This is a genomic window from Klebsiella sp. OBRC7 (genome assembly GCF_000293135.1).
Lineage (GTDB): Bacteria > Pseudomonadota > Gammaproteobacteria > Enterobacterales > Enterobacteriaceae > Klebsiella > Klebsiella michiganensis.
This window is the reverse complement of sequence record NZ_ALNJ01000085.1, coordinates 210,248-231,096: the sequence shown is the minus strand read 5'-3', so window position 1 is coordinate 231,096 and position 20,849 is coordinate 210,248. Positions and strand designations below refer to the sequence as shown.

Genomic DNA, 20,849 nt, shown 5'->3' with positions numbered 1-20,849 from the left:
CGCCTCCTTATTGCTGAAACGGATACACTGAGCCCAGGCGCAGGATTTGCGTTAAGCGGTCGAGCGCCTCGCGGCCTTCTCGCAGCAGCTGCGGGTCCGCGAGATCGACCTGGGTCAGGCGATCGCGATAGTAGCGGTCTACCCAGTCATTCAGAGTGGCGAACAGCGTATCGTTCATCATGACCGCCGGATTCACCGCCTGCCGCTCGTCCTCCGTCAGCACCACCCGCAGCCGCAGGCAGGCCGGTCCGCCGCCGTTGGCCATGCTTTCACGCAGATCGTAAACCTGCAGCTCATCGATGGGGTTATCGCCCTCCACCAGCCGGTTCAGGTAGCGCCAGACGCCCGGGTGTTCCTGCGCTTCCAGCGGCAAAATCAGCCGCATCCCGCCTTCTTCTTTGCTTAGCAGCTGGCTGTTGAACAGATAGGTCGCCACCGCCTCTTCCACCGAAACCTGACTCGCCGGCACCACCAGCGGCGTAAAGCCGGAGACCTGCTGCGCCAGCTGCTGCAGGAGCTGCGGCTGGTCAACAAACGCCTGCTCGTGGCAAAACAGCACCTGCTGATTGCTTACCGCAATCACATCGTTATGAAACACGCCTTTATCAATCACCGCCGGATTTTGTCGGGCGAAAATCACCTGCCGGGGATTGACCTGATTCAGGCGGGCGACGGCCTGGCTGGCCTCGAGCGTCTGCCGCGCCGGGTAGCGCAGCGGATTATCTTCGCCCCCCTGCTGGCGGCCGTAAATAAACAGCTGCACGCCGGGCGCGCCGTAGTCGCCGCCGAGGCGGTTATGGTTTGCCGCCCCTTCATCACCGAACAGCGATACCTGGGGCAGCGCGCCGTGTACGGCAAACCGCTGCTCATCGGGGAAAATCGCCCGCAGCAGCGCTTCGGTGGTCGGCGCTTCGCTGGCGCGATGGAATTTATCGTTCAGGTTGGCGACGGTCAGATGCACCCGGCCATCCAGCGAATCGGCCGAGGGCGAGACCGTGGCGGCGTTAGCCACCCACATCGATGACGCGGAGCTGACCGCCGAGAGCAGTTCCGGCGCCTGGCGCGCCGCCTTTTCCAGCACCTGCTCATCGCTACCGCTAAAACCGATCTGCCGCAACAGCGGAATGTTTGGCCGCTCCTGCGGCGGGATCAGCGCCTGCGGATAGCCAGCATCCGCCAGCGCTTTCATTTTTTTCAGCCCCTGCTTTGCCGCCAGCTGCGGGTTCGACACCCGATAGCGGTGCTTCGTCGAGGCTTCGTTGCCGAAAGATAAACCCGCATAGTGGTGGGTCAGGCCCGGCAGCCCGTCAAAGTTCACTTCCCGGGCTTTCATTGTGATGTCTCCTTACGGAAATTCAGCCCGGGGCTGAGGATTGCCGGCAGCGCCAGCTCCGGTGATTCGAGACTGGCCATCGGCCAGGCGCAATAGTCTGCGGCGTACCACGCCCCCGGCCGGTGGTTACCGGAAGCGCCGGTACCGCCGAACGGCGCGGTGCTGGCGGCGCCGGTTAAGGGTTTGTTCCAGTTAACGATCCCGGCCCGCGCCTCCAGCAGCAGCTGGTCGAATTTGTCGCGTTCGGCGGAGATCAGCCCGCAGGAAAGCCCGAAACGGGTCGCGTTCGCGAGGGCAATCGCCTCATCGAAATGGTCATAGCGCCAGACGCAGAGCAGCGGCCCGAAGACCTCTTCGTCGGCCACCTGCGCCACCGCGCTCATCTCGATAATACCCGGCGTCAGCAGCGAAGTTCCGGCCTGCAGCAGGCGCGGCTCCAGCAGGGTTTTGCCGCCGCTGGCCACGTGGGCCAGCCAGGCCTGATGCACCTTTTGCGCGGCCTGCGCTGAAATTAACCCGCCGAGGAACGGCTGAGGTTCAGCGTCCCACGCGTCGGGAATCAGCGTTTGTGACACCGTCACAAGCCGCTGAAGAAACGCATCGCCGATCTCGCCGCGTTTTACCAGCAGCCGGCGCGCGCAGGTGCAGCGCTGTCCGGCAGTAATAAACGCCGACTGAATGGTCAGATGGACCGCGGCGTCGATATCCTGTGGGTCATCGACGATCAGCGGGTTGTTGCCGCCCATCTCAAGAGCGAGAATTTTTTCCGGCTGCCCGGCAAGCTGGCGATGAAGTTGAAAACCCGTCGTCGAGCTGCCGGTAAATAGCAGGCCGTCGATGTCAGACTGGCCGCTCAGCGCTTCGCCGGTTTCCCGCCCGCCCTGGAGTAGGTTAAGCACGCCCGGCGGCAGGCCGGCTTCGGCCCATAGTTTCACCACCGCCTCGCCGCTTTGAGGCGTCAGCTCGCTGGGTTTGAATACCACGGTATTCCCCGCCAGCAGCGCCGGAACGATATGCCCGTTAGGCAGATGTCCGGGAAAATTGTAGGGGCCAAAGACCGCCAGCACGCCGTGCGGCCGATGGCGCAGCGTCGCCTCTCCGTCCGCCATCGCGGTCTGCGCTTCCCCCGTACGGCTATGATACGCGTTCACCGAAATGGCGATTTTGTTGATCATCGCGGTAATTTCCGTTGCCGCTTCCCAGCGCGGTTTGCCGGTCTCCTGGGCGATAATCCGGGTTAATTCGCCTTTGTTCGCTTCCAGTAACGAAGCAAACTTTTCCGCTATCGCTTTCCGGGCGGCAAACGGCTGACGCGCCCACGCGGGAAACGCCGCGCGCGCCGCGGTGACCGCCAGCGCCACCTGCCCGGCATCGGCATCGTTGCCCTGCCACAGCAGCGCCTGGCTTACCGGGTTATGTTTACTACGGGCCGGGCCGCGACCGCTTTGCCAGTCGCCGTTAATCCATAAACTCATGATTTTTTCTCCTCAGGGCACAGACGAACCAGGCGAATCTGGTCGCCGGGGTGGCATTTCAGGGCATCCAGCTCGCGGGCGCTTAGTACCATGCGGTCGATCTCCGGGTCGGCGTGAACGAGCATGGCGCGAAACTGCTGGTACTGCTCATTAGCAACCAGACAGGCCGGCCACTCGCCCGGCACGGGCTGGCCTTCGACGACGGTGACCAGCCGGCTTTTGCGAATGGCCCGCACCCGGTCAATTTCGCACTCCAGCGTCGGGCCGCCGTCGAAGATATCGACATAGTTGAGATAGCGAAATCCCTCTTTCTCCAGCACCGCGCGTGCCGGCGCGGTTTGCGGATGGACCTCGCCGATGACCGCTCGCGCTTCGTCGCTTAAAAAGTCGATATACAGCGGGTGCTTCGGCATCAGCGCGGCGATAAACGCCTTCTGCCCGGTGCCGCACAGGTAGTCGGCGCGGGAGAACTCCATCGCGAAGAAGCGTTTCCCGAGACTCTCCCAGAACGGCGAGTAGCCGTGTTCGTCAATGACGCCGCGCATTTCCGCCACGACCTTATCGTTGAAACGTTCGCGAAAGGCGGCCATAAACAGAAAACGCGATTTCGACAGCAGATAGCCGTTGCCCTCTTTACGCCATTTTGGATCCAGGAACAGCGTGCACAGTTCGCTGCTGCCGGTATGGTCGTTACTGAGAAACAGCGTCGGCAGGGCGTTGTAGACGTTAAGCTCTTTCGATGCGTGCACCTGGGTACCGACGCGATAGTTGTACCAGGGGTCGTTAAGCCCGACGGCCACCTCAATGGCGCAAATTCCCGCTACCGCGCCGCTGGCGCAGTCCTCAAGAACGAACACATAACCCTGCTCGCTTTTCGGCAGCTCGCCGCGCCAGGTCATCTGCGAACGTTCAATGCGCGCGGCCAGCGTGGCTTCATCGGCCGGCAGCGACGTCAGGCCGCCGCCGGTCTCGCCCGCCAGGGTCATTAGCCCCGGCAGATCGCCTTTTTCTACAGGACGGATCACCATCATGATGAGACCCCCGCGAGAAAGCGTTTGCAGGCCAGTTCGAAGCGATCCAGCCCGGCGTTGATCTCTTCTTCGCTGATAATCAGCGCCGGAGCGAAACGCACCACGTTGGCGCCGGCGATCAGCATCATCAGCCCCTCTTCCGCCGCCTCATTACTGATGGTCTTCGCCTTGCCGGCATATTCATCCTTCAGCACGCAGCCGATAAGCAGCCCCAGGCCGCGAATCTCTTTAAACAGGCCGTAACGCGCGTTAATCGCGTTGAGCCGTTCGCAGAACCATTGATGGCGCTGCTTAACGCCGCTGAGCACTTCGCGGGTGTTGACGATGGCAAACACTTCTCCCGCCACCGCGCAGGCCAGCGGGTTGCCGCCGTAGGTCGTGCCGTGGGTGCCGACGGTCATCACGCTGGCGCAGCGCTCCGATGCCAGCAGCGCGCCGATCGGGAAACCGCCGCCCAGCGCTTTCGCGGTGGAAAGCACGTCCGGCGTCACGCCGTAGTGCATATAGGCGTACAGCTCCCCGGTACGGCCTACGCCGGTCTGGACTTCATCGAAAATCAGCAGCGCGTTGTGCGCATCGCAAAGTTCACGCAGGCCGCGCAGGAAGTCCGCATCCGCAGGCACGACGCCGCCTTCCCCCTGCATCGGTTCGACGATCACCGCGCAGGTGTTGTCGTCGATCAGCGCCTTTGCCGAGTCGAGGTCGTTATAGATGGCGTGCTGAATCTGCGGCGGCAGCGGCGCAAAATCCTGCGAATAGGCCGGCTGGCCGCCCGCGGAAACGGTAAACAGCGTGCGGCCGTGGAAGGCATTCTTGAACGCCACGATGCCGCTTTTCTCACTACCGAAACGATCGTGGGCATATTTGCGTGCCAGTTTTAGCGCCGCTTCGTTGGCTTCGGCCCCGGAATTACAGAAAAAGACCCGGTCGGCAAAAGTGGCGTCAATCAGCTGCTTAGCCAGACGCAATACCGGCTCATTGGTATAGCCGTTACCGGTATGCCAGAACTTTTCCGCCTGCCCGGTCAGCGCCTTAACCAGCCGAGGATGAGCGTGGCCGAGGGCGTTCACCGCGATGCCGCCGGCAAAATCGATATACTCTTTTCCCTGCTGATCCCACAGGCGTGACCCCTCGCCGCGTACCGGAATAAAAGCCGCTGGCGCGTATACAGGCATCATCCATTCATCAAAGTTGCTACGCGTAATTGACTGAGACATATCGACCTCTTCCGGTAAATAAAAAGTTTAAATAATGTTAATGAATATGGTTATTACGCTGTAAATGTAGATTGCACGGTTCGTGCCAGCCAGAGGTAAAAATGCATAAATCGAAGTCGTCAACGAAATATCAATAAGTTACGAAAGATCGCTATTCACATAAAATGCATAAAAAGTGAATAAAAATACAAGAAGAGGCTTTTGTAGTGGAATAAATAGAAAGATTATGCAGGGGTAAGATATAATTCTGTAATTGTGATCCTTGACGAAATTTATCGGCAATAATCGCCCTTTTTTGGCGCAGCGCGTTCCAGAATGGTGCACAGTTTGTGCAAACAGGCTACCAACCGCTGCAATCGGCAGAATAAAGCGCCTTTGCGCAGCCAGCCCGGCGAATTTCTGCTACCATCCCTGCACTATTCACCTTGCACAGTGGCAGCGACTATGAAATTTGTCTCTTTTAATATCAACGGCCTGCGTGCCCGCCCGCATCAGCTGGCCGCCATCATCGATAAACACCAGCCCGACGTCATCGGCCTACAGGAAACCAAAGTTCACGACGATATGTTTCCTCTCGAAGAGGTGGCAAAGTTGGGCTATAACGTCTTTTATCACGGGCAGAAAGGCCATTACGGCGTCGCGCTGCTGACCAAAGAGACGCCTATCTCCGTGCGTCGCGGTTTCCCAAACGATGGTGAAGAGGCCCAGCGCCGCATCATCATGGCGGAGATCCCTTCCCCGTTTGGCAACGTGACGGTGATTAACGGCTATTTCCCGCAGGGCGAAAGTCGCGATCATGAAACCAAATTCCCGGCGAAGGCGGCGTTTTATCAGAACCTGCAAAACTACCTTGATACCGAACTGAATAAAGAGAATCCGGTACTGATCATGGGCGACATGAATATCAGCCCGACCGATCTCGATATCGGCATCGGTGAAGAGAACCGCAAGCGCTGGCTGCGTACCGGCAAGTGTTCCTTCCTGCCGGAAGAGCGCGAATGGATGGAGCGCCTGCTGGGCTGGGGCCTGGTGGATACTTACCGCCATGCGAATCCGCAGGACAACGAACACTTCTCGTGGTTCGACTATCGCTCTAAGGGCTTTGACGATAACCGCGGGCTGCGTATCGATCTGCTGCTGGCAAGCACCCCGCTGGCGCAGCGCTGCATCGAAACCGGCATCGACTACGAAATTCGCGCAATGGAAAAGCCGTCCGACCACGCGCCGGTATGGGCGACCTTTAAAGTCTAAATATTCCCTCTGTCAGGCTCTCCCGCCCGGAGAGCCTGAGCCATATCAAAAAAGCCGCCGTCAGAGATTGTGAACGGCGGCAAACTATTATACTGTCGCGCGCACTTCAGACCGCCCTCGCCATACAGGAGAACCCAATGCAAAAGAAGCCGTCATAAAGCAGAATATAAGCTGCTTTTTGTTGTGGTGATATTGAGCATTGTCGCCTGTATTATTCAGCAGTCGGGTTTTGCCGGGCTGGTTACCCATTTTGATCGTCTGCGCGAAATGATCCGCCAGAGCGGCGCCTTCGGCTATACGCTCTATATTCTGCTGTTTATCGTCGCCACCCTGTTTTTGCTACCGGGCTCTCTATTAGTGATTGCCGGCGGGGTGATTTTCGGTCCGCTGGCGGGAACCTTGCTATCGCTGCTGGCGGCGACGCTCGCCTCCTCCGCGTCGTTTCTGTTCGCCCGCTGGCTGGGCCGCGAGCTGCTGCTTAAATACGTCGGGCAGACGGCGATTTTTCAGGCCATTGAAAAAGGCATCGCCCGTAGCGGCACCGATTTTTTAATTCTGACCCGGCTCATCCCGCTGTTTCCCTATAATGTGCAGAACTACGCCTATGGCCTGACGGCGATTCCGTTCTGGACGTTTACCTTTATTTCCGCCCTCACCACCTTGCCCGGCATATTTATCTATACGCTGATGGCCAGCGAGCTTATCCGCGAGGGTATCACCCCCCTGTTTATACTGAAGCTAACCCTCGCGGGGCTGGCCTTATTTGCCCTGATTCAGGCGGCGAAAAGATATGCCCGCTATCGGCGAATCGAGACATCACGGATACAGGCTAACGATGAAAAATAGCAACGCGCGCTACCGGATAGCCATCGGCATGACGCTGTTTGCGCTTCTGCTGGCATGGTGGCTGATACCCGGCGTCAATGCGTTTATGCAGCGCAGCCTCGCCGCTTTTGCCACGCTCGATCAGCAGGCTATTGAACGCTTTATCGACTCCTGGGGCCCGCAGGCGGCGCTGGTCTCCTTCGCCCTGATGATTTTGCAGGCGATTATCGCCCCGCTTCCCGCCTTCCTGATCACCTTCGCTAACGCTTCCCTGTTCGGCGCCTTCTGGGGCGGCGCGCTGTCGTGGGTGAGCGCGATGGCCGGCGCGGCGCTGTGCTTTTTTATCGCCAGAGCGCTCGGCCGCGACGCGGTGGAAAAGCTCACCGGCAAGAGCGTACTGCAGAGTATGGACGGCTTTTTTACCCGCTACGGCAAACACACCATATTAATCTGCCGTCTGCTCCCTTTCGTTCCCTTCGACCCGGTGAGCTACGCCGCCGGGCTGACGTCAATGCGCTTTCGCCACTTTATGCTGGCCACCGGTCTCGGCCAGTTGCCCGCGACGATAGTCTATTCGTGGACCGGCAGCCTGCTGACCGGCGGCACATTCTGGCTGGTGACCGGTTTATCGATCCTGTTTGCGCTGGCGATTGTGGTGGTCGTCGCGAAAGCGCTCTATCTTGAACAACAAAAGAGGCGTTCACGATGAGCTTACCCCCTCTGAAGTCTATTCCGCTGATTCTTCGCCCGCAGGCCTGGCTGCATCGCCGCCACTACGGCGAGGTACTCAGCCCTATCCGCTGGTGGGGCCGTATTCCGCTGGTGTTTTACCTGGTGTCGATGTTCGTCGGCTATCTGGAACGCAAGCGTTCGCCCCTCGATCCGGTGCTGAGATCGCTGGTCAGCGCCCGCGTCGCGCAGCTGTGCCTGTGCGAGTTTTGCATTGATATCACCAATATGAAGCTGGCGGAACGCAGCGGCGGCAACGCTAAGCTGCTGGCGGTCGCCGAATGGCGGGACAGCGCGCTATTCAGCGACCGCGAGCGGCTGGCGCTGGAGTATGCCGAGGCGGCCAGCATGACGCCGCCGGTGGTCGACGATGCGCTGCGCGACAGGCTGGCAGGCCAGTTTGACGCCCGCGCGCTCACCGAACTCACCGCGCTGATCGGTTTACAAAACCTGTCGGCGCGCTTTAATTCGGCCATGGCGATCCCCGCCCAGGGATTGTGCCGGATCCCAACCGATTCAAAACCATAAGGAGTGGTTATGCGCAGTGTGCTGGTCTTCGCTTTGCTATTGCTCTCCCCGCTGGCCGCCAGCGCCGGCTGGCAATCCCTACAACAAGAAGCCCGCGGCCAGACGGTGTGGTTTAACGCCTGGGGCGGCGATCCGGCGGTGAACCGCTATCTCGACTGGGTCAGCGGTGAGGTAAAGCGCGACTACGCTATTGACCTGCGCATCGTGCATATTGCGGATGCCGCCGACGCGGTAAAGCGCATCCAGACCGAAGCCCGCGCCGGACGCAGTAAAGGCGGTTCCATCGATCTGCTGTGGGTCAACGGCGAAAACTTCAGCACCCTGAAAAACGCCAGGCTGCTGCAAACCCGGTGGGCGGAAACCCTGCCCAACTGGCGCTTTGTCGATACGCAAAAGCCGGTGCGCGAGGATTTCTCCATTCCCACCGACGGCGCCGAGTCGCCGTGGGGCGGCGCGCAGCTCACTTTTATCGCCCGCCGCTCACAAACGCCCGACGGGCCCACCACTCCGCAGGCGCTGCTGGCTTTCGCCGCCGCGCATCCCGGCAGCGTCACCTACCCGCGGCCGCCGGATTTTACCGGTACCGCGTTTCTTGAACAGCTGCTGCTGACGCTGACTCCGCGGCCCGACGCGCTACGCCAGCCGCCTGAGGAGACCACCTTCGCCGCCGTGACCGCGCCGCTGTGGCACTATCTCGATCGGCTTCACCCTCTGCTGTGGCGCCAGGGCCGCGACTTCCCGGCTTCGCCCGCCCGCATGGATGCCATGCTTAAAAATGGGACCCTCAGGCTGTCCATCACCTTTAACCCGCTGCACGCGCAGCAAAAAGCGGTCAGCGGCGAGCTACCGAAAGACAGCTACGGTTTCGGCTTCCGCGAGGGGATGCTTGGCAACGTCCACTTTGTGGCGATCCCGGCCAATGCCCGGGCGACGGCGGGGGCGAAAGTGGTCGCGAATTTCCTGCTCTCGCCGCAGGCCCAGCTGCGCAAGGCCGACCCGACGGTGTGGGGCGACCCCAGCGTGCTGGATCCGGCGAAATTAACCGAGACTGAGCGGCAGGCCATTAACGCCGTTGTGCCGCAGAATATGCCGCCTATGCTGGGTGAACCGCACGCGGCCTGGGTTGACGCGCTGGAGCAGGAATGGCTGCGCCGCTACGGCACGCACTAAGGCTGCTGGCCTGGGCCGCCGTCGCGCTGATCTATCTGCCGCTGCTGCCGGCCGCTGCGCTGATGGCGCTTCCGGCGCTCCGCCGCGCGCGCTGGCTGTCGCTGTTTGCCGACCCGCAATTCAGCCAGGCGCTGGCGGCGACTCTCGTCTCAACCCTGCTATCGGTTGGCGGCGCACTGATCATCACGCTCACCGTCGTGGCCGCACTTTGGCCGTCGGGCGGCTGGCGGCGGCTGGCCGCAAGGCTCCCTCTGCTGCTGGCGGTGCCCCACGTGGCCTTCGCCACCGCAGCCCTGCTGTTCTTCGCCGATGGCGGCTGGCTCTCGCGCCTGTTGCCCTTTTTTACCCCGCAGGTTGACCGCTACGGCATTGGACTGGGCCTGGCGATGGCCCTCAAAGAGAGCGCGTTCCTGCTGTGGGTGGTTTATGGCCTGTTAGGCGAGAAACGCCTGGCCGGACAGGCGACGGTATTAAAAAGCCTCGGCTACGGACGCTGGCAGTGCCTGAAATGGTTAGTCTTGCCCACGCTGCTTCCGGCGCTGTCGATAGCGCTGCTGGCCACCGCCGCCTGGAGCCTTTCGGCGGTCGACGTCGCGCTGGTGATTGGCCCGGGTAACCCGCCGACGCTGGCGGTGCTGGCCTGGCAATGGTTAAGCCAGGGCGATGAGATCCAGCAGGCGAAAGGCGCCCTCGCCAGCCTGGTACTGCTGCTGACGCTCGGCATCATGGCGCTGGCGGCGTGGGGAGTCTGGCGTCTCTGGCGACGGCGGATCCCGCAGGTTCAGGGGATCCGCCACCCGCAGCCGCGGGCGCTCGCCGGGAAAAGCTTCGCCCTTCTTCTGCCGCTGTGCGGCGTGGCCTGCGCCCTGCTGCTTGCCGCGGCGGCGCAGAATAGCCAGCCGGTCAGCGATAGCGTCGGCAACAGCCTGTGGCTTGGACTCTGCTCAGCGTCGCTCGGCGCGGTTATCTGCCTGCTGTGGCTGGCGTCTGGCCCCTCCCGTTTCGACAGATGGATCTGGCTGCCGCTGATTTTACCAGCGCTGCCGCTGGTAGACGGCCAATATCAGCTGGCGCTGTATACGTGGCTGGACGGCGAGTGGGTCGCCGTTTTATGGGGGCACCTGCTGTGGGTCGTGCCGTGGATGCTGTTTATTCTGCGTCCCGCGTGGCGCGCTCGCGACCCGCGCATGGAGCTGCTCGCCCGCACCCTCGGCTGGCAACGAGGCCGCATCTTCTGGCTGGTTACCTTACCCGCCCTGACGCGTCCTCTGCTGACCGCGCTGGCGGTGGGCTTTTCGGTAAGCATCGCGCAATATCTGCCGACGTTATGGCTGGGAGGCGGACGGTTCCCGACGCTCACCAGCGAAGCCGTCGCGCTGAGCAGCGGCGGCGAAACGTCCACTCTGGCCGCGCAGGCGCTATGGCAGCTACTGCTGCCGGCGCTGTTTTTTGCCGCCACCGCGCTGCTGGCCTGGCTGACCGGCCGCTATCGACAAGGATTACGCTAATGTTGATCGTCAAAAACCTGACTCTCAGCCTCAACGGAGAGCCGCTGCTGCGCAACGTCGACTTTTCCGTTGCTCCCGGCGAGGTCCTGACCTTGATGGGGCCATCCGGTAGCGGCAAATCAACGCTCTTCTCCTGGATGATCGGCGCGTTGGAAGAGAGCTTCCGCGCCGCGGGCGAACTGTGGCTGGATAACCAGCGCTGCGACAGTTTACCCACCGAGCGACGGCGCATCGGCATCCTGTTCCAGGACGCGCTGCTGTTCGACCACTTCAGCGTCGGGCAAAATTTACTGCTGGCGCTTGCCGCTGACGTTCGCGGCCCCCAGCGCAAAGCCCAGGTCGAACAGGCGCTGGAGCGCTCCGGTCTGGCGGGGTTTTATACGCGCGATCCGGCCACCCTTTCCGGCGGCCAGCGGGCGCGGGTCAGCCTGCTGCGCGCCCTGCTGGCCCGACCGCGGGCGCTACTGCTGGATGAGCCGTTTAATCGCCTCGACGTTGCGCTGCGCGCCGATTTTCGCCGCTGGGTGTTCAACGAACTGGCGCGGCAGGCGATCCCCGCGGTGCTGGTCACGCATGATGACCAGGATACGCCCGCCGGCGGGCGCTGTTTGCATATGGGGCTCTGGCAATGAAAGCCTGCGCTATCGCAAAGAATTCTCCGCGAATAACGCGGAGAATTGCCGCTCAATTTTCTACTGCCGGGCATTTCGATGAAACGTGTTTCTCAATTGACCGCACTCGCCCTGCTGATGGGGCTTGCTGCTGCTTCCACCTCCGCCGCTGACACCATGCCAACGCTAACGCTTTCCACGCTGCAACAGCACAACGGCGTCGCTATTGATACGCGCCTTAGCGCTTTCTATAACGGTTGGCCGCAAGGCGCCAACGGCCCTCAGGGCCATGAACCGCAGGCGCTCAACCTCGCCGCCAGCTGGCTTGGCGCGCTGAACGATGAACAGCTGAGCGCCTGGGCTAAGCTGCACAATCTGCAGGCCTCTACGCCGATTGCGCTGTACGGCAACGCCGACGACAACGCGAAAGTCGCGGCGCGCCTTAAGGCCGCAGGTTTCACTCACCTCAGCTCGCTCGGCGACGCCCTGAGCCAGGCGGACCGCCTGCAGAAGCTGCCGCATTTTGAACAGCTGGTGTATCCGCAGTGGCTGCACGACCTCCAGCAGGGTAAACCGGTCACCGCCGCGCCTGCCGGGCACTGGAAGGTGTTCGAGGCCGCGTGGGGCGCGCCGAAGTTTTATCTGCTGAGCCATATTCCGGGCGCCGGGTATATCGATACCAACGAGGTGGAGAGCGAGCCGCTATGGAATAAAGTCTCCGACGCGCAGCTTAAAGCAATGCTGGCAAAACACGGTATTCGCCATGACACCACGGTGATTTTGTACGGTCGCGACGTGTATGCTGCCGCCCGCGTGGCGCAGATCATGCTCTACGCCGGGGTTAAGGATGTACGCCTGCTCGACGGCGGCTGGAAAACCTGGTCCGACGCCGGGCTGCCGGTCGAGCGCGGAACGCCACCGAAGCAGAAGCCCGAGCCGGAATTCGGCGCGCCGATCCCGGGTCAGCCGCAGCTGATGCTCAATACCGAGCAGGCTCGCGCCCTGCTGCACCGTCAGGACGCCTCGCTGGTAAGCATTCGTTCCTGGCCGGAGTTTATCGGCACCACCAGCGGCTACAGCTATATCAAGCCGATGGGGGAGATTGCCGGTGCCCGCTGGGGCCATGCCGGAAGCGACTCCACCCATATGGAGGATTTCCATAATCCGGACGGCACCATGCGTAGCGCTGATGATATCGCCGCGATGTGGAAATCATGGAATATTCTGCCGAACCAGCAGGTCTCTTTTTACTGCGGTACCGGCTGGCGCGCCTCAGAAACCTTTATGTACGCCCGGGCGATGGGCTGGAACAACGTCTCGGTCTACGACGGCGGCTGGTACGAGTGGAGCAGCAACCCGAAAAACCCGGTCTCGCGAGGGGAACGCGGCCCGGAAAGCAGTAGGTAATTCGCCTGTTGGCTATATGAACCGCCGGGAAGCATCCTTCCCGGCGCATTTCCCGAAGACGGCGCTGGCGCACCGGACCGCTGACGACTGTGGCCCCGTAGCCCGGCTAAGCGCAGCGCAAGCCGGGAAAAACCCGCCCATCAATCTCTTACCTGCTTCAGGGTAAGGTATCCGCTCCACACCCGCGTAAAGGTCGTCAGCCAGCACAGTGCGCCAAACATCCACGCCAGCCACGCGAACGACGCCGGGAACAGGCAGCTCAGCACAAACAGCGCGATAGTTTCCGTCCCTTCCGTCAGCCCGCCGAGATAATAAAACGATTTGTGGGCGTAGCCCGGATTATCGATTTGATGCTTAGCCGCCAGCGCGGCAAAGGCGAGAAAGCTACTGCCGGTGCCGATAAACGCGAACAGCAGCCAGCTGCCCGCCAGCGCGTTGTGCGCCGGATCGGCAAGAATAAAGCCAAACGGCACCAGGGCGTAAAACAGGAAATCGAGCGAAATATCGAGAAAACCGCCCGCATCGGTTAATCCGCGTCGCCGGGCCAGCGCGCCGTCAAGGCCATCCAGCAGGCGATTGAGCACGATCGCCGCCAGCGCCGCCGGATACCAGCCCAGGGCTAAAAACGGCAGCGCCAGCACGCCAATCGCAAAGCCAAATAGCGTCAGGCCATCTGGAGAGATAGCCGGACGATCCAGCAGGGCGGCGGCGGCGTTGAGGACAGGTTTCAGGCGGGGATGCAAATGACGGTCAAGCACAAAGTCTCTCCAGCGAATTCAGGGTTGTTTGACGGGGACAAGGACGGTGATAATAGGCCATTATCCCGTACAGAACGATGATTCACATGCTAAAAACCCTTGATGTTGTTGCCGCCATTATCGAACGCAACGGGCAAATTCTGCTGGCGCAGCGGCCGCCCCACGCGGATCAGCCGGGGATGTGGGAGCTGGCCGGCGGTAAAGTCGAACCCGGCGAAACCCAGGCCCAGGCGCTGGCGCGCGAGCTCCAGGAGGAGCTGGCGATCGACGCCCGGCCGGAATGCTACATCGCCAGCCACCAGCGCGAAGTGTCCGCCCGCCTGATACATCTTCACGCCTGGTGGGTTCCGCATTTTAACGGCGAACCCATCGCCCGCTACCACAGCCAGCTGCGCTGGTGTTCACCGCAGGAGGCGTTAACCTTCCCTCTTGCGCCAGCCGATATTCCCCTGCTCGAAGCCTTTATCGCCCAGCGCGCCGCTCTCCATTCCCGCTAATTTTGTCGGGTGGTTGTCATCGCTTTTGATTATGACCACCGCCTGATTATAAATTTTGCTTTCTGAACAATTTTTCCTTGCTTAACTAACGATTTCCGATGGTATAGTCGGAAAATCGGCTTTTTCAAGGGCCGAATCATAATAAATAGACGCAACCACAACCATAAGGGGAACTTATATCTATGGATCAGACGTGCACTCTGGAAGGTTTTCTCGCCCGCGTTCAACAGCGCGATCCAAATCAAACTGAATTTGCTCAGGCGGTCCGCGAGGTGATGACCACCCTGTGGCCATTCCTTGAGGAAAATCCGCGCTATCGTCAGATGAATTTGCTGGAACGTCTGGTTGAACCGGAGCGTGCTATCCAGTTCCGCGTCGTTTGGGTTGATGACCGCAATCAGGTTCAGGTTAACCGCGCCTGGCGCGTGCAGTTCAACTCCGCCATCGGCCCGTATAAGGGCGGTATGCGTTTCCATCCCTCTGTAAACCTGTCGATTCTGAAATTCCTCGGCTTTGAACAAACCTTCAAAAACGCCCTCACCACCCTGCCTATGGGCGGCGGTAAAGGCGGCAGCGACTTCGATCCTAAAGGAAAAAGCGATGGCGAAGTGATGCGTTTCTGCCAGTCGCTGATGACTGAGCTGTATCGCCACCTCGGTCCGGATACCGACGTGCCGGCCGGTGATATCGGCGTGGGCGGTCGTGAAGTGGGCTTTATGGCCGGAATGATGCGTAAGCTCTCCAACAACAGCGCCTGCGTCTTCACCGGTAAAGGCCTCTCCTTCGGCGGCAGCCTGATTCGTCCGGAAGCCACCGGTTACGGACTGATTTACTTCACCGAAGCGATGCTTAAGCGCCACGGTTTGGGCTTTGAAGGGGCTCGCGTCGCGGTGTCCGGGTCAGGCAACGTGGCGCAGTACGCGATTGAGAAAGCCATGGAGCTCGGGGCGCGGGTGATTACGGCCTCCGACTCCAACGGTACCGTGGTTGACGAATCTGGCTTCACCAAAGAAAAACTGGCGCGCCTGATCGACATTAAAGAGCGCTGCCACGGCCGCGTGGCGGATTACGCGCGCGAGTTCGGCCTGACCTACCTTGAAGGCAAACAGCCGTGGTCCGTGCCGGTGGATATCGCTCTGCCGTGCGCCACGCAGAACGAGCTGGACGTCGACGCTGCCCGCCAGCTGATTGCCAACGGCGTGAAGGCCGTCGCGGAAGGCGCCAACATGCCAACCACTATTGCGGCGACCGATCTGTTCCTCGAAGCGGGCGTGCTGTTCGCACCGGGTAAAGCGGCCAACGCCGGCGGCGTCGCCACTTCAGGTCTGGAAATGGCGCAGAACGCCGCGCGCATGGGCTGGAAAGCGGAGAAAGTGGATGCCCGTCTGCACCATATCATGCTGGATATCCACCACGCCTGCGTTGAGTATGGTGGTGAAGCGAAGCAGACCAACTACGTACGCGGCGCGAATATCGCCGGTTTCGTGAAGGTCGCCGACGCAATGCTGGCGCAGGGTGTTATTTAAGTCCACTCGCTGAATGCCCCCCTGTATATGGGTTCGGAGCATAATTGAAAAACCCCGGTTTCCCGGGGTTTTTTATTGCGGGCTTTCCGCCGCAGGGCCGGCGGCGCTTTTTTTATCTTTCGCTTTGGCCCTGCCTTTCCCCTTGCTAAAGCTCTTCTTGCCATCGCCCGGGGCCACAATTCCGCGGAAGCGGCGTACCGGCGTGCTCCTGGCCTGGTCGATAAGCTGGAACAGGGTACCGACCAGCGGCTGCATAAAGTCTTGATAGCGGCACTGTTTCTCGCTGATTTGCGTCAGAATCGATTCCCAGTGGGCGGTCATATCCGGGCGCGTCGCCATTTCAGGTAAAGAGTGGAACAGCGCCTTCCCGGCGTCGGTGGAGTGGATATAGCGCCCTTTCTTGGTTAAGAAGCCGCGTTTGAACAACAGTTCGATAATCCCGGCGCGGGTTGCCTCCGTACCGAGGCCGTCCGTTGCGCGCAGGATTTTCTTCAGGTCTTTATCCTGCACAAAGCGGGCAATACCGGTCATCGCCGATAGCAGCGTCGCATCGGTAAAATGACGCGGCGGCTGGGTCTGCCGCTCCACCACTTCGCCTTTTTCGCACAGCAGCTCGTCATCCTTTGCCACCACCGGCAGCGGCATGCCGTCGTTCTCTTCATCGCGCTCTTTATTGCCCAGCAGGGTTCGCCAGCCCGCTTCCGCCAGAAAACGCGCTTTGGCAACGAACTTGCCGTTGGCGATATCGAGATCGATCTGACATTTGCGGAATACCGCATCCGGGCAGAACTGCATCAGATACTGGCGGGCAATCAGGCCGTAAACCTTTTCTTCGTTGTCGCTGAGTTTTACCTGCGAACTGCGGGCGGTCGGAATAATCGCGTGGTGGGCATCGACCTTTTTATCGTCCCAGCAGCGGTTACGGATCTCCGGATCCACCACCGGCTGCGGCAGCAGATCCGCCGCGTGCACGCTGATGGCGTTCAGCACCGCATGGCGCCCGGCAAAATGCTCCTCCGGCAGGTAGCGGCTATCCGAACGCGGATAGGTAATCAGCTTATGGGTTTCGTACAGCTTCTGGCAGATATCCAGCACGTTCTGCGCGCTAAAGCCGAAGCGCTTCGCGGCTTCAATCTGCAGCGCCGAGAGGGAGAACGGCAGCGGCGCTGGCTCAGAGTCCCGCTTATCGTTATAAGCGGTGACCGTCGCCGGCTGGCCCTCAATGCGCTTGACGACGTGCTCGGCAAGCGAGCGATGCAGCAGTCGTCCCTCTTCATCCTGGTACGGTTCACAGGCCTCGCTGGGCACCCAGGTGGCGACAAAACGCTCATCCTTGGGGGTAACGATATGCGCCTTGACGTCGAAGAAGTCTTTAGCGACGAAGTTTTCAATCTCTTCATCGCGGCGTACCACCAGGCCAAGCACCGGCGTTTGTACGCGCCCGACCGAGAGCACCCCCTGGTAACCCGCGTTACGGCCAAGAATGGTGTACGCGCGGGTCATATTGATCCCGTACAGCCAGTCGGCGCGGGCGCGGGCCAGCGCGGAGACGCACAGCGGAACAAATTCGCTGTTGGCGCGCAGGCGGTTAATCGCCCGCTCCACCGCCTGCGGGTTAAGATCGTTAATCAGACAGCGCTGCACCTGCTGACGCTTTTCCGGCGCCAGCTGCAGGTAGTCAAGTACCTCATCCACCAGCAGCTGCCCCTCTCTGTCCGGGTCACCCGCATGAATGACTTCCTGCGCATCGCCGAGCAGACGCTTAATCACGTTAAGCTGTTTGGTCACCGACGGTTTAGGCTGGAGCTGCCACTTTTCCGGCACGATAGGCAAGTCGAGCAGGTTCCAGCGCGCATAGCGCGCATCGTAGACGTCGGGCTGGGCCTGCTCCAGCAGGTGGCCGATGCACCACGTGACCACCTGCCCGTTACCGCACTCAATATAGCCGTCACCTTTGCGATGCGGTTTTGGCAACACATCGGCGATGGCGCGACCGAGACTCGGTTTTTCTGCAATAAACAGCCGCATGAAATCAACGGATCTCGATCATGGGGCGTCCGCCGCGGGCGGTAACCAGCTCGCCGATAGCGGTAAGCGTGATTCCAAACTCAGCGGCGGCAGCCTGCACCTCAGCCTCGGCTTCCGGCATTACCGCCAGCAGCAGACCGCCGGAGGTTTGTGGATCGCACAGCAGATCGCGCCACGCTGGCGGCATGTCGCCCATCAAATGGCCGTAGCTGGCAAAGTTACGCCCGGTACCGCCTGGCACCGCGCCCGCCGCGATGTAGGCTTCGACGCCGGGCAATTTCGGGATATCCGCATAGGTAAGCTGCGCCTGTACGCCCGCGCCGCGGCACACTTCGCTCAGGTGGCCCAGAAGCCCGAAGCCGGTAACGTCGGTCATCGCTTTCACGCCGTCGATATTAGCAAACGCCGAGCCAACGAGATTCATCTGGCACATGGTTTCCGTCGCCAGCCCCTGGTGCTCAGGCTTCAGCAGCGACTTTTTCTCCGCGGTGGTCAGCACGCCAATACCCAGCGGTTTAGTGAGATACAGCTTGCAGCCTGCCTGCGCGGTGCTGTTTTTCTTCACCCGCTCGGTCGGGACGACGCCGGTCACGGCAAGCCCGAAGATGGGTTCCGGAGCGTCAATGGAGTGGCCGCCGGCAAGCGCGATCCCCGCCTGCTGGCAGGCAAAGCGCCCGCCCTCAACCACCTGACGGGCAATTTCCGGCGCCAGGGTATTGATGGGCCAGCCGAGAATAGCGATCGCCATAATCGGCTTACCGCCCATGGCGAAAATATCGCTGATGGCGTTGGTCGCCGCAATGCGCCCAAAGTCGAACGGGTTGTCGACGATCGGCATAAAAAAATCGGTAGTACTGACGATCGACGTGCCGTTACCGAGATCGTAGACGGCGGCATCATCGCTGGTTTCGTTGCCCACCAGCAGATTCGGGTCGATAAATTTGGCCTGGTCGCTTTGCAGGATAGTTTCCAGCACCTTAGGGGAAATTTTACACCCGCAACCGGCTCCGTGGCTGTATTGCGTTAAACGAATGGCTTGCTCGCTCATGGACATCTCCTGTCATTGCAATCCCGATATGGTAGCGCCCAAATGGCGGAGTGGTAAGTGCGACAGTCCGAAATCGCGTATGGTTGCTCATTAAGCAGACAAAAAACCGATTTTGCGATGCGGCCCCGCTTTTTCAACGTGATTTTACCCTTTACTAAAAAATGACAGAAATATGACAAGCATAAATTCTGTTTTCTCTGGACATATAACAACGTAAGGAAGTTTTCATGAAAAAGCGTGTTCTCGCCGTTTGCCTGGCCAGTCTCTTCTCCCTTAACGCTTTCGCCCTGGTTCCCGCCGGCAACGACGTCACCACAAAACCCGATCTCTACTACCTGACCAACGCCCAGGCCATCGACAGCCTGACGCTGCTGCCGCCGCCGCCGGAAGTGGGCAGTATCGCGTTTTTAAACGATCAGGCGATGTATGAGAAAGGCCGTCTGCTGCGCAGCACCGAGCGCGGTAAGCTGGCGGTTGAAGACGCCAACCTGAGCGGCGGCGGCGTCGCCAACGCCTTCTCCGGCGCCTTCGGTTCGCCCATTACCGCCAAAGATGCGCCGGAGCTGCACAAGCTGCTCACCAACATGATTGAAGATGCCGGCGACCTGGCGACGCGAGGAGCGAAGGAGAAGTACATGCGCATTCGCCCATTTGCGTTTTATGGCGTCGCCACCTGTAACACCAAGGAACAGGATACGCTGTCGAAAAACGGATCCTACCCCTCCGGCCACACCTCTATCGGCTGGGCCACCGCGCTGGTGCTGGCTGAGATTAATCCCCAGAGGCAAAATGAAATCCTTAAGCGCGGATTTGAGCTCGGCGAGAGCCGGGTGATCTGCGGCTATCACTGGCAGAGCGACGTAGACGCGGCGCGTATCGTCGGTTCGGCGGTCGTCGCCACGCTGCATACCAATCCGGCCTTCCAGCAGCAGCTGCAGAAAGCGAAAGACGAATTCGCGAAACGACAGAAGTAACATCGTCGCCGTTGAATGCCCGGAGGCGGCGTCTGAAACGCCTTGTCTGGGCGACGGGTTCCCAGCCGTCCGCGGTTTGATAGCCCGGACAGGTGCGCCAGCACCGCCTCCGGGAAAGGTGTCAAGTCTGATAGACTGGCACTGCTTCCACCCGGCTCGCGCTGCCCTTAGCCGGGCTACTCCCCCGGAGGAGCCGGTGAGCCGGGCCCGCCCGGCATAACGAGAACGGACTCAGAAGCGCGTCACGAACGGCGCGGTATCCGGCAAAGCGATGGTGGTTGACGCTTTAAGCTGCGGGGTCCCCAGATAGAGAAATCCCACGATCTTATCCTGTTCGCGGCAGGCAAACCCTTCGCGTACAACCGGGCTTTCGGTTAACGCGCCGCTGCGCCAGATGCCGTTAAAACCCTGCGCCACGGCCGCCATCTGCATGGCCATCACCGCACAGCCCGCCGACATCTCTTGCTCCCACTTTGGCACCTTCGGATGATCTTCACAGCGCGCCACCACCGCAATGATCAGCGGCGCGCGAAACGGCGCGCTGCGCGCTTTTTCAATCGCTTTTTCATCTCCCCCTGCCGCCACCGCGCCTTTTTCCAGCAGCTGGCTGAAGCGCTCGCGCCCTTCATCGGCAATAATGAAGAAGCGCCACGGCTGCAGCGTCCCGTGGTCGGGCGCGCGCAGGCCAGCGCGAAGGATGTTTTCCAGCTGTTCGCCCGCCGGAGCCGGGTCGGTCAGACGTGAAGCGCTGCGGCGATTAACCAGTAGTTCGAGAGCATCCATCTGTATAACTCCTGTGATGTGATTTTTCATAAAATTAACATGCGCAAGGATTTTGTTACAGCCCAACGGGTGATTCCTGCTGACAACCGACGGCACTCTCATTAGGATAGCCAGACGCGGCAGCCCCTGCGGCTCGCCCATTTTTGATTA

General features: G+C 60.6%; 18 protein-coding genes and 1 pseudogene. 11 read left to right on the top strand and 8 right to left on the bottom strand.

From position 1 onward, the window contains the following. Nucleotides 1–7 precede the first annotated feature (7 nt). Genes astB through HMPREF1144_RS17210 form a run of 4 tightly spaced genes read right to left on the bottom strand, consistent with a single transcriptional unit; the run spans nucleotide 8 to nucleotide 5,056 of the window. On the bottom strand, nucleotides 8–1,333 hold the full coding sequence (gene astB / locus HMPREF1144_RS17225; protein WP_009653522.1) for an N-succinylarginine dihydrolase: 1,326 nt from the start codon (nucleotides 1,331–1,333) through the stop codon (nucleotides 8–10). Then, nucleotides 1,330–2,808, bottom strand: coding sequence for a succinylglutamate-semialdehyde dehydrogenase (gene astD, locus HMPREF1144_RS17220; protein WP_009653534.1), 1,479 nt, complete (start codon nucleotides 2,806–2,808; stop codon nucleotides 1,330–1,332). Before astD ends, astB begins: the two co-directional genes overlap by 4 nt. Beyond that, complete coding sequence (gene astA, locus HMPREF1144_RS17215) at nucleotides 2,805–3,839, bottom strand: arginine N-succinyltransferase (protein ID WP_009653386.1); 1,035 nt, start codon at nucleotides 3,837–3,839, stop codon at nucleotides 2,805–2,807. The genes astD and astA overlap by 4 nt, the downstream gene beginning before the upstream one ends. Then, nucleotides 3,836–5,056, bottom strand: coding sequence for an aspartate aminotransferase family protein (locus HMPREF1144_RS17210; RefSeq protein WP_004850070.1), 1,221 nt, complete (start codon nucleotides 5,054–5,056; stop codon nucleotides 3,836–3,838). The genes astA and HMPREF1144_RS17210 overlap by 4 nt, the downstream gene beginning before the upstream one ends. A 444-nt stretch (nucleotides 5,057–5,500) precedes the next feature. Between HMPREF1144_RS17210 and xthA the strand changes: the two genes are divergently transcribed. The 8 genes from xthA to HMPREF1144_RS17170 all read left to right on the top strand — a co-directional run bounded on the left by xthA (nucleotide 5,501) and on the right by HMPREF1144_RS17170 (nucleotide 13,085). After that, nucleotides 5,501–6,307, top strand: a complete 807-nt coding sequence (xthA, locus tag HMPREF1144_RS17205; protein ID WP_004850068.1) for an exodeoxyribonuclease III — start codon at nucleotides 5,501–5,503, stop codon at nucleotides 6,305–6,307. 210 nt (nucleotides 6,308–6,517) lie between these two features. Beyond that, the gene (locus HMPREF1144_RS17200; protein WP_370430593.1) at nucleotides 6,518–7,153 is read left to right on the top strand and encodes a TVP38/TMEM64 family protein; all 636 of its coding nucleotides are present in this window, start codon (nucleotides 6,518–6,520) and stop codon (nucleotides 7,151–7,153) included. After that, nucleotides 7,143–7,841 carry a TVP38/TMEM64 family protein gene (locus HMPREF1144_RS17195; protein ID WP_004850064.1) on the top strand — a complete coding sequence of 233 codons (699 nt, stop codon included), beginning with the start codon at nucleotides 7,143–7,145 and terminating at the stop codon, nucleotides 7,839–7,841. Before HMPREF1144_RS17200 ends, HMPREF1144_RS17195 begins: the two co-directional genes overlap by 11 nt. Then, the gene (locus HMPREF1144_RS17190) at nucleotides 7,838–8,389 is read left to right on the top strand and encodes a carboxymuconolactone decarboxylase family protein (protein ID WP_009653518.1); all 552 of its coding nucleotides are present in this window, start codon (nucleotides 7,838–7,840) and stop codon (nucleotides 8,387–8,389) included. The genes HMPREF1144_RS17195 and HMPREF1144_RS17190 overlap by 4 nt, the downstream gene beginning before the upstream one ends. 9 nt (nucleotides 8,390–8,398) lie before the next feature. After that, complete coding sequence (locus HMPREF1144_RS17185; protein WP_009653473.1) at nucleotides 8,399–9,559, top strand: ABC transporter substrate-binding protein; 1,161 nt, start codon at nucleotides 8,399–8,401, stop codon at nucleotides 9,557–9,559. Further along, on the top strand, nucleotides 9,532–11,067 hold the full coding sequence (locus HMPREF1144_RS17180) for an ABC transporter permease subunit (protein ID WP_009653450.1): 1,536 nt from the start codon (nucleotides 9,532–9,534) through the stop codon (nucleotides 11,065–11,067). The genes HMPREF1144_RS17185 and HMPREF1144_RS17180 overlap by 28 nt, the downstream gene beginning before the upstream one ends. After that, entirely contained in the window at nucleotides 11,067–11,699 is a 633-nt protein-coding gene (locus tag HMPREF1144_RS17175; protein WP_009653419.1) for an ATP-binding cassette domain-containing protein, read from the top strand. The genes HMPREF1144_RS17180 and HMPREF1144_RS17175 overlap by 1 nt, the downstream gene beginning before the upstream one ends. Before the next feature lie 78 nt (nucleotides 11,700–11,777). Next, the gene (locus tag HMPREF1144_RS17170; RefSeq protein WP_009653392.1) at nucleotides 11,778–13,085 is read left to right on the top strand and encodes a rhodanese-like domain-containing protein; all 1,308 of its coding nucleotides are present in this window, start codon (nucleotides 11,778–11,780) and stop codon (nucleotides 13,083–13,085) included. A 140-nt stretch (nucleotides 13,086–13,225) separates the two neighbouring features. On the opposite strand, the gene HMPREF1144_RS17165 is transcribed toward HMPREF1144_RS17170, so the two are convergent. Next, on the bottom strand, nucleotides 13,226–13,843 hold the full coding sequence (locus HMPREF1144_RS17165; protein ID WP_009653432.1) for a CDP-alcohol phosphatidyltransferase family protein: 618 nt from the start codon (nucleotides 13,841–13,843) through the stop codon (nucleotides 13,226–13,228). 86 nt (nucleotides 13,844–13,929) lie between these two features. Between HMPREF1144_RS17165 and HMPREF1144_RS17160 the strand changes: the two genes are divergently transcribed. Beyond that, complete coding sequence (locus HMPREF1144_RS17160; protein WP_009653472.1) at nucleotides 13,930–14,340, top strand: pyrimidine (deoxy)nucleoside triphosphate diphosphatase; 411 nt, start codon at nucleotides 13,930–13,932, stop codon at nucleotides 14,338–14,340. Between the two features lie 182 nt (nucleotides 14,341–14,522). Beyond that, complete coding sequence (gene gdhA, locus HMPREF1144_RS17155; protein ID WP_004850048.1) at nucleotides 14,523–15,866, top strand: NADP-specific glutamate dehydrogenase; 1,344 nt, start codon at nucleotides 14,523–14,525, stop codon at nucleotides 15,864–15,866. A 95-nt stretch (nucleotides 15,867–15,961) separates the two neighbouring features. On the opposite strand, the pseudogene HMPREF1144_RS17150 reads toward gdhA, so the two are convergent. Together HMPREF1144_RS17150 and selD are read right to left on the bottom strand one after the other, a co-directional pair. Further along, nucleotides 15,962–17,894, bottom strand: a pseudogene (locus tag HMPREF1144_RS17150) (DNA topoisomerase III); the annotation flags it as partial. Between the two features lie 4 nt (nucleotides 17,895–17,898). After that, nucleotides 17,899–18,942 carry a selenide, water dikinase SelD gene (gene selD, locus HMPREF1144_RS17145; RefSeq protein WP_004850044.1) on the bottom strand — a complete coding sequence of 348 codons (1,044 nt, stop codon included), beginning with the start codon at nucleotides 18,940–18,942 and terminating at the stop codon, nucleotides 17,899–17,901. Between the two features lie 227 nt (nucleotides 18,943–19,169). Between selD and phoC the strand changes: the two genes are divergently transcribed. After that, nucleotides 19,170–19,916, top strand: coding sequence for an acid phosphatase PhoC (phoC, locus tag HMPREF1144_RS17140; protein ID WP_004850042.1), 747 nt, complete (start codon nucleotides 19,170–19,172; stop codon nucleotides 19,914–19,916). 231 nt (nucleotides 19,917–20,147) lie between these two features. Here the strand turns inward: phoC and HMPREF1144_RS17135 are convergent, their stop codons facing one another. Continuing rightward, nucleotides 20,148–20,699: an NAD(P)H nitroreductase gene (locus tag HMPREF1144_RS17135; protein WP_004121410.1), complete on the bottom strand. Its 552-nt coding sequence runs from the start codon at nucleotides 20,697–20,699 to the stop codon at nucleotides 20,148–20,150. Nucleotides 20,700–20,849: the final 150 nt, after the last annotated feature.